We start from the raw sequence: 15894 nt of genomic DNA, 5'->3' as shown, positions 1-15894 counted from the left end.
CGATCACCACACCCCCCACCTTCCAGGTTGGGGGGTTTCGTGTTTTCCAGCGCAAACCCACAGGCCTTATGGATCTACCCAAACTGAACCCCGGCAAACGCTTCACCCTGCCCCGCCCGCCGGGCTCGGCCGACGCCCTGCTGCTGGCGCAGCTGGCGCTGCGCGAGAAGGCGGGCCACCGGCTCACGGCCATCGTCACCGCCGACGCCACCGACGCGCAGCGGCTCATGGACGAGCTGGTGTTCTTCCAGCCGACGCTGCGCTGCGCGCTGTTCCCCGACTGGGAAACCCTGCCCTACGACACCTTCTCGCCGCACCAGGACCTGATCAGCGAACGCCTGGCCACACTCTGGCGCATCAGCCAACGGGACAAGGAAACCGGTGCCGACGTGGTCATCGTGCCGGCCACCACGGCGCTGTACCGCCTCGCGCCGCCCAGCTTCCTGGCCGGCTACACCTTCCATTTCAAGGTCAAGCAGAAGCTCGACGAGGCCAAACTCAAGGCCCAGCTCACGCTGGCCGGCTACAACCACGTGTCGCAGGTGGTCAGCCCCGGCGAATACGCGGTGCGCGGCGGCCTGATCGACCTGTTCCCGATGGGCTCGCCCGTGCCCTACCGCGTCGACCTGTTCGACGACGAAATCGACAGCATCCGCACCTTCGACCCGGACAGCCAGCGCAGCCTGTACCCCGTGCCCGAAGTGCGCCTGCTGCCCGGCCGCGAGTTCCCGATGGACGACGACGCGCGCGCCAAGTTCCGCAACCGCTGGCGCGAACTGCTCGAAGGCGACCCGACCAAGAGCCGCATCTACAAGGACATGGGCAACGGTGTGGCCACCGCCGGCATCGAGTACTACCTGCCGCTGTTCTTCGAATCCACGGCGACCGTCTTCGACTACCTCGGTGCCGACGCCACGGTGGTGCTGCACGGCGACCTGGAGCCGGCCTTCCAGCGTTTCTGGCAGGACACGAAAGACCGTTACCGCCTGGTGCAGGGCGATCCGGAACGGCCGGTGCTGCCGCCGGAAGTGCTCTTCCTCGGTGCCGAGCAGTTCTACGGCGCGGCCAATGCCCATCCGCAACTGGTGCTGCGCCAGGCACCCGGCGGCGAGGCAGGCGCGGTCTCCGACTACGCCGAATTCGAAATCCTGCCCGAGCTGACAGTGGTGCGCGGTGCCGAAGACCCGCTCTCGCGCCTCAAGGCCCACATCCGCCAGACACCGCACCGGCTGCTGCTGCTGGCCGAAAGCGACGGCCGGCGCGAGAGCCTGCTCGACTTCCTGCGCGCGAGCCAGCTGAGCCCACCCGCCTTCGACTCGCTGGCCGAATTCCAGAGCGGCGACGAGAAGATCGGCATCGCCACGGCCGCGCTGACCACCGGCTTCGGCTGGGTGGAGACCGGTATCGAATTCGTCACCGAGACCGAACTCTTCGCCGCCGGCCCGACCACGCGCCGGCGCCGCAAGCAGGAACAGGTCAGCGACGTCGAATCGCTGATCAAGGACCTGAGCGAGCTCAACCTCGGCGACCCGGTGGTGCATTCGGCGCACGGCATCGGCCGGTATCGCGGCCTGGTCAACCTCGACCTCGGGCAGGGGAAAAATGCAGACGGTACGCCGCAGATGCAGGAATTCCTGCACCTCGAATACGCCGACAAGGCCACGCTGTACGTGCCGGTGAGCCAGCTGCAGCAGATCAGCCGCTACACCGGCGTCTCCGCCGACGAGGCCCCGTTGCACCGCCTGGGCAGCGGTCAGTGGGAAAAGGCCAAGCGCCGCGCCGCGGAGCAGGTGCGCGACTCGGCGGCCGAACTGCTCAACATCTACGCGCGGCGCGCCGCGCGCGAAGGCCATGCGTTCCGTTATTCGCCCAACGACTACGAGACCTTCGCCAACGACTTCGGCTTCGAGGAAACCGCCGACCAGCGCGGCGCGATCCATGCCGTGATCCAGGACATGATCAGCCCGCGGCCGATGGACCGCCTGGTCTGCGGCGACGTGGGCTTCGGCAAGACCGAGGTCGCGCTGCGCGCGGCCTTCATCGCCGTGACCGGCGGCAAGCAGGTGGCCTTCCTCGCGCCGACCACGCTGCTGGCCGAGCAGCACTACCAGACGCTGACCGACCGCTTCAGCAAGTGGCCGGTGAAGATCGCCGAGATGAGCCGCTTCCGCTCGGGCAAGGAAATCACCGCCGCACTCAAGGGCGTGGCCGACGGCAGCGTGGACATCGTCGTCGGCACACACAAGCTGTTGAGCCAGGACACGCATTTCAAGAACCTCGGCCTGCTCATCATCGACGAGGAACACCGCTTCGGCGTGCGCCATAAGGAGCAGATGAAGGCCCTGCGCGCCGAGGTCGACGTGCTCACGCTCACTGCCACGCCGATCCCGCGCACGCTGGGCATGGCGCTCGAAGGCCTGCGCGATCTCTCGGTCATCGCCACCGCGCCACAACGCCGGCTGGCCATCAAGACCTTCGTGCGCAGCGAAAGCAACGGCGTGATCCGCGAAGCCGTGCTGCGCGAGTTGAAGCGCGGCGGCCAGGTGTACTTCCTGCACAACGAGGTCGAAACCATCGAGAACCGGCGCCAGAAGCTGGAGGAACTGCTGCCCGAGGCCCGCATCGGCGTGGCCCACGGCCAGATGCCCGAGCGGCAACTCGAGGCGGTGATGCGCGACTTCATCGCCCAGCGCTTCAACCTGCTGCTGTGCTCGACCATCATCGAGACCGGCATCGACGTGCCGACGGCCAACACCATCGTCATGGCGCGGGCCGACAAGTTCGGCCTGGCGCAGCTGCACCAACTGCGCGGCCGCGTGGGCCGCAGCCACCACCAGGCCTATGCCTACCTGATGGTGCCCGACATCGAAGGCCTGACCAAGCAGGCCCAGCAGCGCCTGGACGCGATCCAGCAAATGGAGGAACTGGGCTCGGGCTTCTACCTCGCCATGCACGACCTGGAGATCCGCGGCGCGGGCGAAGTGCTCGGCGAGAACCAGAGCGGCAACATGCTGGAGGTCGGCTTCCAGCTCTACAACGAGATGCTCAACGAGGCGGTGCGCTGCCTGAAGGCCGGCATCGAACCCGACCTGCTGAGCCCGCTGAACGCCACCACCGAGATCAACCTGCACGCCCCGGCGCTGCTGCCGGACGACTACTGCGGCGACGTGCACCTGCGCCTGTCGTTCTACAAGAAGCTGGCGACGGCCAGGACCACCGACCAGATCGACGGCCTGCTGGAGGAGATCGTCGACCGCTTCGGCAAGCTGCCGCCCCAGGCGCAGACACTGATTGACGTGCACCGGCTGCGCGTGATCGCCCGGCCCTATGGCGTGGTGAAGGTGGACGCCGCGCCCGGCATCATCCACATCACCTTCAAGCCGAACCCGCCGTTCGAGCCGATCCGCATCATCGAACTGATCCAGAAGAACAAGTACATCAAGCTTGCCGGGAACGACAAGCTGCGCATCGAACGTGCACTGCCCGACCCGAAGGACCGGGCGCAGATGGTGCGTGACGTATTACGCAGCCTCGGCGCGGTGAAACAGGCGCAGGCCGAGGGCATGGGACAAAATCCTTGACCTTCGGAGGTTTTTCATGCGTCTTCCAGTGAAATGCAAGCCGATCGCCGCGCTCGGGGCCGCCGCCGGGTTGGTGGTGGCGCTGCTGTCGACCCCAGCCGGCGCCCAGCCCTCCGCTGGCAGGGCCGAGATCTCGGAGATGTCCGAGATGGCCGCGGAAGAGGATGCAGCACCGGCCGATCGCGCGCCCGAAGCCGCCGCGAAGGAAGACCTCGAAACCCGGGTGCAGGCCTTGCGCCAGCAACTCACGGCCGCCCAGGATGGCGAGACGCGCTACCGCGTGTACAGCGAACTCATCAGTGCCTACGCCCGCGGCGCGCGCATTCCCGAGTCGCTGAAGGTGCGCGACGATCTGCTCGAGGATGCGAGTATCTCGCCGGGCCGCCGGTCGTTGGCCGCATCCTCGCTGGCGGTGAGCTACGCGCTGATCGGCGACTATCCGAAAAGCCAGCGCGCGGTGCAGCGCGCCAAGCAACTGGCCAAAGACACCCCGGCCGAGGAATACGAGAAACTGAACAGCGACCCGTCCTACACCTTCCTGCAGGCCGAAGCCGAGATCGCCCGGCGCGCAACCGGCCGCCACGACATCGCGCTGTCCAAGACGCGCGAACGCTCGGAGCTGGCCTGGGCCAATTTCAACGACCCCGCGCTCAGCCCGAAACGCCACCAGGCGGCCGCCAACGAACTGCTCAACAACGTGCAGGTGCACGTGCTGCTGCTGGTGCAGAACAACCGCCGCGAGGAGGCGCTGAGCTACATCCGGGGCATCCAGCAGCGCGTGGCCACGCGCCCGGACCTGTATGCCACGCCCTACCAATTGGCCAGCCTGAACACCGCGCTGGCGATCGCGCTGTGTTCGCACGACGACTACGATGCGGCGCTGGCGGCGGTGGACGCCGGTATTGCCGGCTACCTGAAGGCCGGCGCGCAGGAGCATGAGGTGGCGCTGGGCGTCTCGCGCCGGCTGCGGCTGATGATCGCGCTGGCGATGGGCCGCATCGGCGACTACCAGGACGATGCGGACCGGCTGCAGCGCGCGCGTGCAGCCAACGTGGTGCTGAATGGCAGCTTCGCGGGCGTGGAAGCCGATTCCCTGTTCATGGCCTCGCGCGGCCAGTGGGCCGACGCGTCGGACCGCGTCGGTGTGGTGGTGGCGTCCAATCTCAAGCGCCGGGGTTCGGACAATGCCTTCTACAAGTACCAGGTCGCGATGCAGATGCTGTACCAGTTGAACGACCCGGCGGCACCCGTGTCCGAGGCGGCGATGGCGCGTTTCGTGTCGCGACTGGCCAGCACCGGCGACGACTGGGTGGACGCCAACTACCGCGGTTCGTATGTGGAAGACGGCGCGCTGGCCAAGATCCTGGACACGCTGCTGCCCGGTTCCGGGCAGGCTCCGTCGCCAAGCGCGGCCGCGCTGGCCTTCCGCGTCGCCGAACTGCTGCGCACCAGTGCGTCGCAAGGTGCGCTCGCCGATGGCGCGGCCCGGCTGGCAGCGAGCGACCCCAAGCTGCGCGATCTCGTCGAGCAGGAGCAGCAGTTGCGCTTCGAGGAGTCGACGAGCCGGCGCGCGTTCAACGTCGCCACCGACCGGCTCGAGCGGTTGGCGAAACAGGAGAAGGTGGACGAGAAGCAGCAAAAGCGCCGCGAGGCCGAGCAGGCTGAAAAACAGAAGAGCTTTGCCGCCAGCACCGCCCGGCTGGTCGAACTGCGCCGCCAGATCGCCGCGGCGTTTCCGGTCTACCGCGAACTGATCAGTCCGAGCATCCCGAGCGCCGCCACGCTGGGTGCGGCGCTGCGCCCAGGCGAGGCCTATGTCAACTTCTACGCCGGCCCGCAGAGCGCCTACGCCTTCGTGGTCCAGCCCGGCGGCGGCCTGCAGGCCCTGCGCATCGCCACCTCGCGCGCCGAGGCCCGCAAGGCCATCGCCGCGCTGCGCGCGCCGTTCGACGCCGGCCGGCCGCCGGAGAAGGACAACGACCTGGCCGGCTTCGACCTCGCGGCCAGCCATGCCGTGTACCGGACCTGGCTGGCCCCGCTGGCGCAGCCGCTGCGCGGGGCGCGCACGGTCTACATCGCGGCCGGCGGTGTACTGAGCAACGTGCCGTGGAACGTGCTGGTCACGCAGCCCGCCACGAAGCTCGATCAGGCCAGTTGGTGGATCGGCCAGGCCACGCCGGTGCTGATGCCCAGCGCATCCTCCCTGATGCTGGCGCGCGGGCATGGCCCGTCCCGGGCGAAGCTGCCGTTCACGGCCTTCGCCGACCCGAGTTTCGACGGACGCGACACCCCGGCGGCCGCCCCGGCCACCAGCCGCGTGGTGCGCCAGAACGCCTTGCCGGTCGAACCTGGACTGCGCCCGGCGCTCGACTACCGCCGCATCCGGCCGTTGCCTGAAACAATGGACGAAGTCCAGGCCATCGGCAACGCGCTCGGCGCCGATGCGGCCAGCGTGTTGCGCGGCACCAGCGCCTCGCGCAGCCAGGTGATGCGGCAGAACCTGGTCGACACCCGCGTCGTCGCCTTCGCCACGCACGGCCTGCTGCCCGGCGAGGTGCCCGGCATGCCCAAGGCCGGCCTGGCGATGTCCTACGAGGGACAGGGCCTGGCCGATTCGGTGCTGACGATCGACGACATCGTCGGCCTGCGGCTCGATGCCGACATGGTGCTGCTGTCGGCCTGCAACACCGGTTACGCCAGCGGCGCGGCCGGCGACTCGATGGCCGCCCTGCTGCGCGGCTTCTTCGCGTCCGGCGCCCGCACGCTCATGGCCACGCAATGGGCGGTGGAATCGCAATCGGCCAAGGACCTGACGGTACAGACCTTCCGGACCTTGGCGCAGGACCCCGCGCTCGGCAAGGCGCAGGCCCTGGCGGCGAGCCAGCGCGAGATGTCGGCCGGCAAGTTCGGTGCGCTGTACCGCCATCCGTACTTCTGGGCGCCGTATTTCCTCGCCGGTGACGGCGCCCGCTGATGCACCGCCCTGCGAATTTTTTCAACTTTACTTCCTTACTTCCCGATTCTTCACCCATGTCCAACAGCCCTTCAAGCCACCAAGCCGAAGCCATCGAATTCGCACCCGGCCTCGTGATCCAGAACATCCGTCCCCCGCTGTCGATGCGCGACTTCAAGCTCATCGCGTTCGACATGGATTCGACACTGATCAATATCGAATGTGTCGATGAAATTGCCGATGCCGCGGGCCGAAAGGCCGAGGTCTCGGCCATCACCGAAGCGGCGATGCGCGGCGAGATCAGCGACTACAAGGAAAGCCTGCGCCGCCGTGTGGCGCTGCTCAAGGGCGTGAGCGTGGCCAGCATGGAACAGGTGCTGCGCGAGCGGCTGCAACTCAATCCCGGCGCGAAGCGGCTCGTTGCGGCCTGCCAGGCCGCGGGCATGAAGGTCCTGCTGGTGAGTGGCGGCTTCACCTTCTTCACCGACCATGTGCGCGACCTGCTGAAGATCGACTTCACCCGTTCCAACGTGCTGGAGATCGAGGACGGCCTGCTGACCGGCCGCATGGTCGACCAGCCCTGGGGCGACATCTGCGACGGCGATGAAAAGCGCAGGATGCTGTTGGAAACCTGCGACAGACTGGGCATTGCGCCGAGCCAGGCGATCGCCATGGGCGACGGTGCCAACGATCTGCCGATGATGGCCGTGGCCGGTCTTTCGGTGGCCTACCACGCCAAGCCACGGGTGCGCGAGAAGGCCATGATAGCGATCAATGCAGGTGGGCTCGATCGCGTTTTGGATGTCCTGCACTAACAGCGGAGAATTCGTTTCGCATGTCAACACGGAAGGCCTATGATCGTTGATAAGGGTGAAATAGCCGATTAAGAGGCGAGCCTGCACAGACCGTATTGTTTCCTTCACCAGGAGAGAGTCATGTCCATTTTCACGCGCTACCAAAGCCGCTTCGAGGCGGCCCAGGAAGAAGAAATGTCGATCCAGGAATACCTGGACTTGTGCAAGAAGGATGCCTCGGCCTATGCCAGCGTGGCCGAACGCATGCTGATGGCGATCGGCGAGCCCGAGATGGTGGACACGCGCACCGATCCGCGCATGTCGCGCATCTTCGCCAACAAGATGATCAAGATTTACCCGGCCTTCCGGGACCTCTACGGCATGGAGGAAGTGATCGAGAGCATCGTTTCCTACTTCCGCCATGCCGCCCAGGGCCTGGAGGAAAAGAAGCAGATCCTGTACCTGCTCGGGCCAGTGGGCGGCGGCAAGTCATCGTTGGCTGAAAAACTGAAACACCTGATCGAGCGCGTGCCGTTCTACGCGATCAAGGGCTCCCCGGTGCACGAGTCGCCGCTGGGCCTGTTCAGGCCGGAGGAAGACGCCAAGCTGCTCGAGGACGACTACAACATCCCGCGCCGCTACCTCAACACCATCATGAGCCCATGGGCCGTGAAGCGGCTGCAGGAGTTCGGCGGCGACATCACCAAGTTCCGCGTGGTCAAGCTGCGCCCGTCGGTGCTGTCGCAGATCGCCGTCTCCAAGACCGAGCCCGGCGACGAGAACAACCAGGACATCTCGGCGCTGGTCGGCAAGATCGACATCCGCAAGCTCGAGACCTATTCGCAGGACGACCCGGACGCGTATTCGTATTCCGGCGGCCTGTGCCTGGCCAACCGCGGCGTGCTGGAATTCGTGGAAATGTTCAAGGCGCCGATCAAGGTGCTGCACCCGCTGCTCACGGCCACGCAGGAAGGCAACTACAAGGGCACGGAAGGTTTCGGCGCCATTCCGTTCGATGGGCTGATCCTCGCCCACTCGAACGAATCGGAATGGCAGGCCTTCAAGAACAACCGCAACAACGAGGCCTTTCTCGACCGGATCTACATCGTCAAGGTGCCCTACTCGCTGCGCGTGTCCGACGAGATCCACATCTACGAGAAACTCGTCACCAACTCCTCTCTGGCCAACGCGCCCTGCGCGCCCGACACGTTGCGCATGCTGGCGCAATTCTCGGTGCTCTCGCGGCTGAAGGCGCCTGAGAATTCGAGCATCTTTTCGAAGATGCGCGTCTATGACGGGGAGAACCTGAAGGACACCGACCCCAAGGCCAAGAGCTACCAGGAATACCGCGACTTCGCCGGCGTGGATGAAGGCATGAACGGGCTGTCGACCCGCTTCGCGTTCAAGATCCTGTCGCGTGTTTTCAACTTCGACCACCGCGAGGTGGCGGCCAATCCGGTGCACCTCATGTACGTGCTCGAGCAGCAGATCGAACAGGAGCAGTTCGCGCCCGAGGTCGAGGAAAAATACCTGCGCTCGATCAAGGAATTCCTGTCGCCGCGGTATGCCGAATTCATCGGCAAGGAAATCCAGACCTCGTACCTCGAGAGTTATTCGGAATACGGCCAGAACATCTTCGACCGTTACGTCGTCTATGCCGACTTCTGGATCCAGGACCAGGAATACCGCGACCCGAACACGGGCGAAATACTCGACCGCAGCGCGCTCAACGACGAACTCGAGAAGATCGAGAAGCCGGCCGGCATTTCGAACCCGAAGGACTTCCGCAACGAAGTCGTCAACTTCGTGCTGCGCGCACGCGCCCGGCAGGACGGCAAGAACCCGAGCTGGACCTCCTACGAGAAGCTGCGCGCGGTGATCGAGAAGAAGATGTTCTCCAACACCGAGGAACTGCTGCCGGTGATTTCCTTCAACACCAAGGCCAGCAACGAAGAGCAGAAGAAGCACCAGGACTTCGTGAACCGCATGATCTCCAAGGGCTATACCGAGAAGCAGGTACGCCTGTTGTGCGAATGGTATCTGCGGGTCAGAAAATCCTCTTGAGACCATCTCGAGGCTATCGCAGGCAACACGGGAGTTTGAATGACCGTACGCATCGTCGACCGGCGGTTTGACAGCAAGAACAAGAGCTCGGTCAACCGCAGCCGATTCATCCAGCGCTTCAAGGGCCAGATCCGCCGGGCCGTGTCCGACGCCATCAACAAGCGCGGCGTGCGCGATCTGGACAACGGCGAGAAGATCGGCATTCCCGGCAAGGACATCAACGAGCCGCAGTTCGAGCACGGCCGTGGCGGCGTGTGGGAAACCGTGCGCCCCGGCAACGACCGCTTCAACCGCGGCGACCAGGTCGACCGGCCGCCCAGCGGGGGCGGTGGCGGCAGTGGCAAGGGTCAGGCCGCGCAGGACGGCGAAGGGCTCGACGAGTTCGTCTTCACGCTGTCCAAGGACGAGTTCCTCGACATCTTCTTCGACGAGATGGCGCTGCCCAACCTTGTGAAGCAGCAGCTCGCCCGCATCGACCAGTACCGGCGCATCCGTGCGGGCTTCGTGCAGACCGGCGTGCCGACGAACATCAACCTCGGCCGCACCATGCGCGGCGCGGCCGGCCGGCGGATCGCCATCGGCGGGCCCTACGCGGCGCAACTGCGTGCGCTGGAGGCCGAACTCAAGGCGTTGCGCGAGACGCTGCCGGCCGAGGCGTTCGACAGCTCCGAGGAAGCCGAGCGCCTGCGCCGCGAGATCGCCAAGGTGCGCGCCAAGATCGAGGCCATGCCTTTCGTCGACACCTTCGACCTGCGCTACAACAACCGCGTCAAGATCCCGCAGCCGACCACGCAGGCGGTGATGTTCTGCCTGCTCGACGTCTCAGGCTCGATGGACGAGGAGCGCAAGAGCATCGCCAAGCGCTTCTTCATGCTGCTGTACCTGTTCCTCAACCGCAACTACGAGCGCATCGAGGTGGTATTCATCCGCCACCACACGGTGGCCTCGGAAGTGGACGAGGACGACTTCTTCACCTCGCGCGAGACCGGCGGCACGGTGGTGTCGAGCGCCCTCACGCTGATGCACGAGATCATCACCGCGCGCTACCCGAGCAACGCCTGGAACATCTACGGCGCGCAGGCGTCGGACGGCGACAACTGGCACGACGATTCCCCGAAGTGCCGCGCCTTGCTGGAGGGCTCGATCCTGCCGCTGACGCAATATTTCGCCTACATCGAGATCACCGACGGCCCGCCGCAGAACCTGTGGGAAGAATACGCGCGGCTGCAGGAAGAGAAATCGGGCCGCTTCGCGATGCAGCGCATCGCCAACGTGGCGGACATCTACCCGGTGTTCCGTGAACTCTTCAAGAAAAAGCAGGCGTAGCCGGCCGCGCGCCTCAACCACGACAGGAGGCTCCCCATGTCAGCCCTCATGAAAACCCCGGTGAAACAGCTGCCAGCCGGCTCGGAATGGACCTTCGAGGCGATCGAGGAATACGACGAGGCCATCGGCAAGGTCGCCGCGCGCTACAAGCTCGACTGCTATCCGCACCAGCTGGAAGTCATCAGCGCCGAGCAGATGATGGACGCCTATGCCTCGATCGGCATGCCCGTCTACTACCACCACTGGTCTTTCGGCAAGCACTTCCTCGCCACGGAGAACCGCTACAAGCGTGGCCAGATGGGCCTGGCCTACGAGATCGTGATCAATTCCGACCCGTGCATCGCCTACCTGATGGACGAGAACACCTTGCCGATGCAGGCCCTGGTGATCGCGCACGCGGCCTACGGCCACAACTCCTTCTTCAAGGGCAATCACCTGTTCCGGCAATGGACGAGCGCCGACGCCATCGTCGACTACCTGGTGTTCGCCAAGAACTACATCGCCCAGTGTGAAGAACGCTACGGCGTGGAGGCCGTGGAGCGGCTGCTCGATGCCTGCCATGCCTTGACCAACGTCGGCGTGGACCGCTACAAGCGTTCGCCACAGCTTTCGCTGGAGAAGGAAACCCTGCGCCAGAAGGAGCGCGAGGAATACCTGCAGGCCCAGGTCAACGACCTCTGGCGCACCCTGCCGCCCAAGGCCGAGGCCGAAGAGCGCGAAGTCGAAAAACGCTTTCCTCCGGAACCGGAGGAAAACCTGCTGTATTTCATGGAGAAGAACGCGCCGCTGCTCGACCCCTGGCAGCGCGAGGTGGTGCGGATCGTGCGCAAGATCGGCCAGTATTTCTACCCGCAGCGCCAGACCCAGGTGATGAACGAAGGCTGGGCCACCTACTGGCACTACACCCTGCTCAACACGCTGTACGACGAGGGCCAACTGAACGACGGCTTCATGCTGGAGTTTTTGCAGTCGCACACCAACGTGGTCTACCAGCCGCCGTACAACAGTCCGTATTTCTCGGGCATCAACCCGTATGCGCTGGGCTTTGCGATGTGGCGAGACATCCGGCGCATCTGCGAGGAACCCACCGACGAAGACCGGGCCTGGTTTCCCGATATCGCCGGCTCCAATTGGCGCGAGACCTTCGACTTCGCGATGCAGAACTTCAAGGACGAGAGCTTCGTCGCGCAATACCTGTCGCCCAGGTTGATGCGCGAATTCCGGCTGTTCTCCGTGCTCGACGACGACTCGCGCGCCAAGCTGGAGATCGAAGTCATCCACGACGACAACGGCTACCGCGAACTGCGCCACCAGCTGTCCGAACAATACGACCTGGGCAGCCGCGAGCCCAACATCCAGGTCTGGAACGTGGACCTGCGCGGCGACCGCTCGCTCACCCTGCGCCATTTCGCGCACCAGCGCCGCCCGCTCGGCGATTCTGCCGCCACCATGCTGGAACACATTGCCTACCTCTGGGGCTTCACCGTGCGACTCGAACGCGAGAACGCACAGGGCCAGATGGAGCTTGTGGCCGAACACAAGAACGAGAAGCGCAAGCGGGCGGCCTCCACGAACCGCCCCTGAGACGGGATCGACATCCCGGGTAGGCACGCGATCAGGCGTGCCCCAGCGTTGCAGGCGTGGCTGCGGCGACTCATCGGTTTAGACGATGCGCCATCGCGCGCGCTCCCCTACCGTGACGACTCGCTCACCGTAACCCACACCTTCAACATGACAGAAACGACAACCCCCACCATGCAGGCCAAGCTCGCAGGAAGCGATCACCGTGGCGACCCCCTCGCCGACGCCGTCATCCAGGAATTCGATGAAAATCCGGCGCTCGATCGCGCATTGATCGACCGCGGCATCCGCAACGGGCGGGCCTCGCTGGCGACCTGTCCTTCGGCACTCGAAGCGTTGCTGCGCAGTGCGGAGTCACCGCCTCCATCGGCGGACACGGAAAGCGTTGGCCGCGGCTGCGCCGCGTGGCTGACCATTCCGGCCTTCTGGCTGACGGTCGCGCTTGGGCCCGGATCGCTGGCCCATACCTACCGGTCGCCGGCGATCGCCAAGGTGCTGATGAATACGCGCAACCTCAAGGAACGGACCGCCAGACGGCTGGCCGAAACGTCGGCATGGAGCCACCAGGTGGTACGTCCAGACGGACTGCGGCCCGGCGCTGCTGGCTACGTCCATACGCTGCAGGTGCGACTGCTTCATGCAAGGGTGCGGGCGGCGACACTGCGCGCACACCCCGGCGCCACGGGCGCCAGCGTGCCTATCAGCCAACTCGATCTGCTTCGCACCTGGCTCGATTTCACGGTCGTCCCGTTCCAGGCCCTCGAACGGCTTGGGCTCGGATTTTCCGAGGCCGACCTTTCCGATCTCTATGCGCTCTGGCGAACCATCGCCGGCCTGCTCGGCATCGAACCCGCGCTCTACGGCGCGATCGGCAACCAGACCGACGCCGCCTGCCTGCTCGAGGCCATCGACAGCACCCTGCCTGCGCCCGACAAGGATTCGAGGATGCTCACCTTCAGCATGCTGGAGGCTTCCGGGCAATTGCTGGCGCCGGCGCTGGACGTGCCGTGCGAAGTGTCGATCGGCCTCATGCACGCCTTCTGCCGCCATATTCATGGATCCGACGTCGCCGATACACTGGGGGTTCAGACTTCCTGGACCCGGGCCCTGCTGCCGGCCCTGATCGACGCCAACCGGTACCGACGCCAGCAGGAATCAGGCTCCGAAGAGCTCCGTCGTCAACGCATCCAGGTGACCTTGCAGGAATTCGACGCGGCAGACGCCGCCATCGCCGGCGAGACCACCTACCAAGCCAGCGTGCGAGATCCCTCACCGGCGTCTTTGCCGGTCACGCCGCTGCAGATCGGCTCCGTCCCGCCGGGCTGAGGGTCAGCGCCTGCGGGCGGCCGGAACAGGCCCGTCCAGCGGAAAGTCCACGCAACCGATCTGGCGCGACATGTCCCGGCTCGCATCGCGCAGCATGGCCACGATCTCGGGCTCGCGCGCCTCGTCGTAGCGGAACGTAGGAAAGGAAATGCTGATCGCGGCAACCGCCTGGTTCAGGCGGTCGAAGATCGGCATGCCCAGGCAGCGGATGTGATCGTCAAATTCCTCGCGATCCTCGCCGAAGCCCTGCTCGCGGGTGCGGTTCAGCTCTTCGATGAAGCGAGACTTGCTGGTGATGGTCTTCTCGCGGTAGCGCTTGAAGTCGACGCCTTGCAGCAGGTGTTCGCGTTGCTGGTCGCTTTCCCAGGCCAGCAGCACCTTGCCGATGGCCGTGCAGTGAATGGGCGCGCGCTTGCCCACCTTGGAGTACATGCCCAGCATGTGGCGCGAATCCACCTTGTGCACGTAGATGATGTCGCTGTCGATCAGCATGCCCAGGTGGATCGTCTCGCCCGTCTGGTCGGACAGCGCATGCATGTGCGGCTTGGCAAGTTCGATGATGTCGGGATACACCGGGGCCTTGGCGCCGAGTTCGAACAGCTTCATGGTGAGGCCGTAACGTTCGCTGTCGGCCTCCTGGCGCACGTAGCCCAGGCTGCGCATGGTCTGCAGGAAGCGGTAGACGGTGGCCTTGGGCATGGCCAGCCGCATCGAAAGTTCGGAGACGCCGGTTTCGCTGCGGTCCGCAAGCGACTGCAGGATGGCGAATACCTTCAAGACGGCCGCCACGGATTCCGGCTGCTTCGAGTCTGGAAAATCATCGTCCATGGTGTTCGATTCGTACGAGAAGTGTTGCAACGCGCACCATTATCCCCGTTGCATCTGCCGTGCGACCGGCGCACTGGATCGAGCGCCGAATTCGGCCGCGCTGCCTCACAGCCGGCCCGCACCCGCCGATGCCCGCACACTGCGCGCCACCTCCCCTGTCGGCTCCACCACACCGTGCAGCCACGGCGTCCACCCGACCTCACCGTCCACGCTGACACCCGGGTTCGCGTCCCGCAGCCCGGCCAGCAGATCGACCGGCTGGCCGTTCAACAGGCTGCCGCGGTCACGGAACGCGCTGCCCTTCCACAGCTTCGTCAGCGCCTTCGTTCCGACGCCAGGGGGCGTCTCCCAGGCGTTGTTTTCGCTGAAGATCCGCGACCTGAAGCCGATTCCGATCGAATAGCCGTGCGCATAGGGCTGGGCCGTACGCACCACGTACAGGTTGTTGTACAGGTGCACCTGGCCGTAACGCACGCGCGGCGAGCGTTCTTTGGTGTATTCCCACAGGTTGTGGTGAAAACTCACCTTGAGCTGACCTTCGTCGTCGGTTTGGCCGTCGCTCGAACCGACCAGGCTGGTCTTGTCGTGTTCCTTGAAATGGTTGTACGACACGGTGACGAAACTCGACTGCAGCGTGATGTCGAGCAGGCCATCGTGGTGCTGCATCGGCCGGCCGAACGCGGTCTGCGCGGTATTGTCGGGCCGGGTGCCGTCGCCAAAGCTGCAGTGGTCGATCCAGACGTGCCTGGCCCCCCTGAGCGAGACGTTGTCGTATTCGGAGTTCCACTCACCGCCCGCATTGTCCTTCGGGTCCCAGGCGGGGAAATGGTCGAAGGCGTCCGCGAAGCGGAGGTTGCGGATGATGATGTTCTCCACCTTGCTCAACAGCAGCATCCCGTTCACGATGCTGGCGTCGGCGCCCACGCCGATCAGCGTGGTGTTCGACGGCACCGTAACGACCACGCGGGCGGCCTGGTTGCGTGCCGAGCGCAGGCGCGCGTCCTCCAGCGGGCCTGCCGGCGGCTGCCGGCCCCAGGTGGCCGGGTCGTAGGCCTGGAAGTAGGCGTCCCAGCTGAAGGCCGGGTCTCGGAAGGCCTCGAAACCGATGGATCGGTTCGCGTCGTCCACGCTGAGGTCGATGGCGCCATGCACACGCACGATCCTGGGCTCGCTGGCCGCGTCGCCATCGGCCCGCCCGAGGGCCGCGACCAGTTCGGCGCGGTTGCGTACGTCGAAGACCCGGTCGGGCCGGGCGCGGGCGCCGCCGGTCGTGCCTGTGCCGTCGGCGGCCCAGCCGTCTTTGGACACGAGTGCCTGGCGGGCCGGATCGATTCCACCGGCCTGGCCGCCACCCGGGCCGCCAGCGGCGCAACCGGCCAGCGCAACGACGCAGGTGATGGCGGCCAGGCAGGCCGTGCGTCTGGAAAAACGAGTGTTCATG

9 protein-coding genes are annotated in these 15894 nt (G+C 65.5%); 7 read left to right on the top strand and 2 right to left on the bottom strand.

The annotated features are described in order from the left end of the window. The first annotated feature begins 68 nt into the window (after window positions 1-68). The 7 genes from mfd to RD110_RS11915 all read left to right on the top strand — a co-directional run bounded on the left by mfd (window position 69) and on the right by RD110_RS11915 (window position 13625). Window positions 69-3581, top strand: a complete 3513-nt coding sequence (gene mfd, locus RD110_RS11945; protein WP_076199702.1) for a transcription-repair coupling factor — start codon at window positions 69-71, stop codon at window positions 3579-3581. A gap of 16 nt (window positions 3582-3597) precedes the next feature. Then, complete coding sequence (locus RD110_RS11940) at window positions 3598-6555, top strand: CHAT domain-containing protein (RefSeq protein ID WP_157900165.1); 2958 nt, start codon at window positions 3598-3600, stop codon at window positions 6553-6555. A gap of 56 nt (window positions 6556-6611) precedes the next feature. Continuing rightward, the gene (gene serB / locus RD110_RS11935; RefSeq protein WP_076199700.1) at window positions 6612-7349 is read left to right on the top strand and encodes a phosphoserine phosphatase SerB; all 738 of its coding nucleotides are present in this window, start codon (window positions 6612-6614) and stop codon (window positions 7347-7349) included. Between the two features lie 120 nt (window positions 7350-7469). Continuing rightward, a complete protein-coding gene (locus RD110_RS11930) occupies window positions 7470-9392 on the top strand; it encodes a PrkA family serine protein kinase (RefSeq protein WP_076199699.1) in 1923 nt (640 codons plus the stop codon). Window positions 9393-9431: 39 nt separating this feature from the next. Beyond that, window positions 9432-10718, top strand: a complete 1287-nt coding sequence (locus tag RD110_RS28565) for a YeaH/YhbH family protein (protein WP_076199698.1) — start codon at window positions 9432-9434, stop codon at window positions 10716-10718. Between the two features lie 36 nt (window positions 10719-10754). Beyond that, a complete protein-coding gene (locus tag RD110_RS28560; protein ID WP_157900164.1) occupies window positions 10755-12302 on the top strand; it encodes a SpoVR family protein in 1548 nt (515 codons plus the stop codon). Window positions 12303-12473: 171 nt separating this feature from the next. Beyond that, window positions 12474-13625, top strand: a complete 1152-nt coding sequence (locus tag RD110_RS11915; protein WP_076199696.1) for an oxygenase MpaB family protein — start codon at window positions 12474-12476, stop codon at window positions 13623-13625. Window positions 13626-13628: 3 nt separating this feature from the next. Here RD110_RS11915 and kdgR read toward each other — a convergent pair whose 3' ends face one another. Together kdgR and RD110_RS11905 are read right to left on the bottom strand one after the other, a co-directional pair. After that, entirely contained in the window at window positions 13629-14453 is an 825-nt protein-coding gene (kdgR, locus tag RD110_RS11910; protein ID WP_076199695.1) for a DNA-binding transcriptional regulator KdgR, read from the bottom strand. Between the two features lie 105 nt (window positions 14454-14558). Continuing rightward, entirely contained in the window at window positions 14559-15893 is a 1335-nt protein-coding gene (locus tag RD110_RS11905) for a pectate lyase family protein (RefSeq protein ID WP_076204839.1), read from the bottom strand. Window position 15894: the final 1 nt, after the last annotated feature.

This window comes from Rhodoferax koreense (assembly GCF_001955695.1).
GTDB lineage: Bacteria > Pseudomonadota > Gammaproteobacteria > Burkholderiales > Burkholderiaceae_C > Rhodoferax_B > Rhodoferax_B koreensis.
The sequence above is the reverse complement of the archived record's forward strand: the minus strand, read 5'-3'. Positions and strand labels throughout refer to the sequence as shown.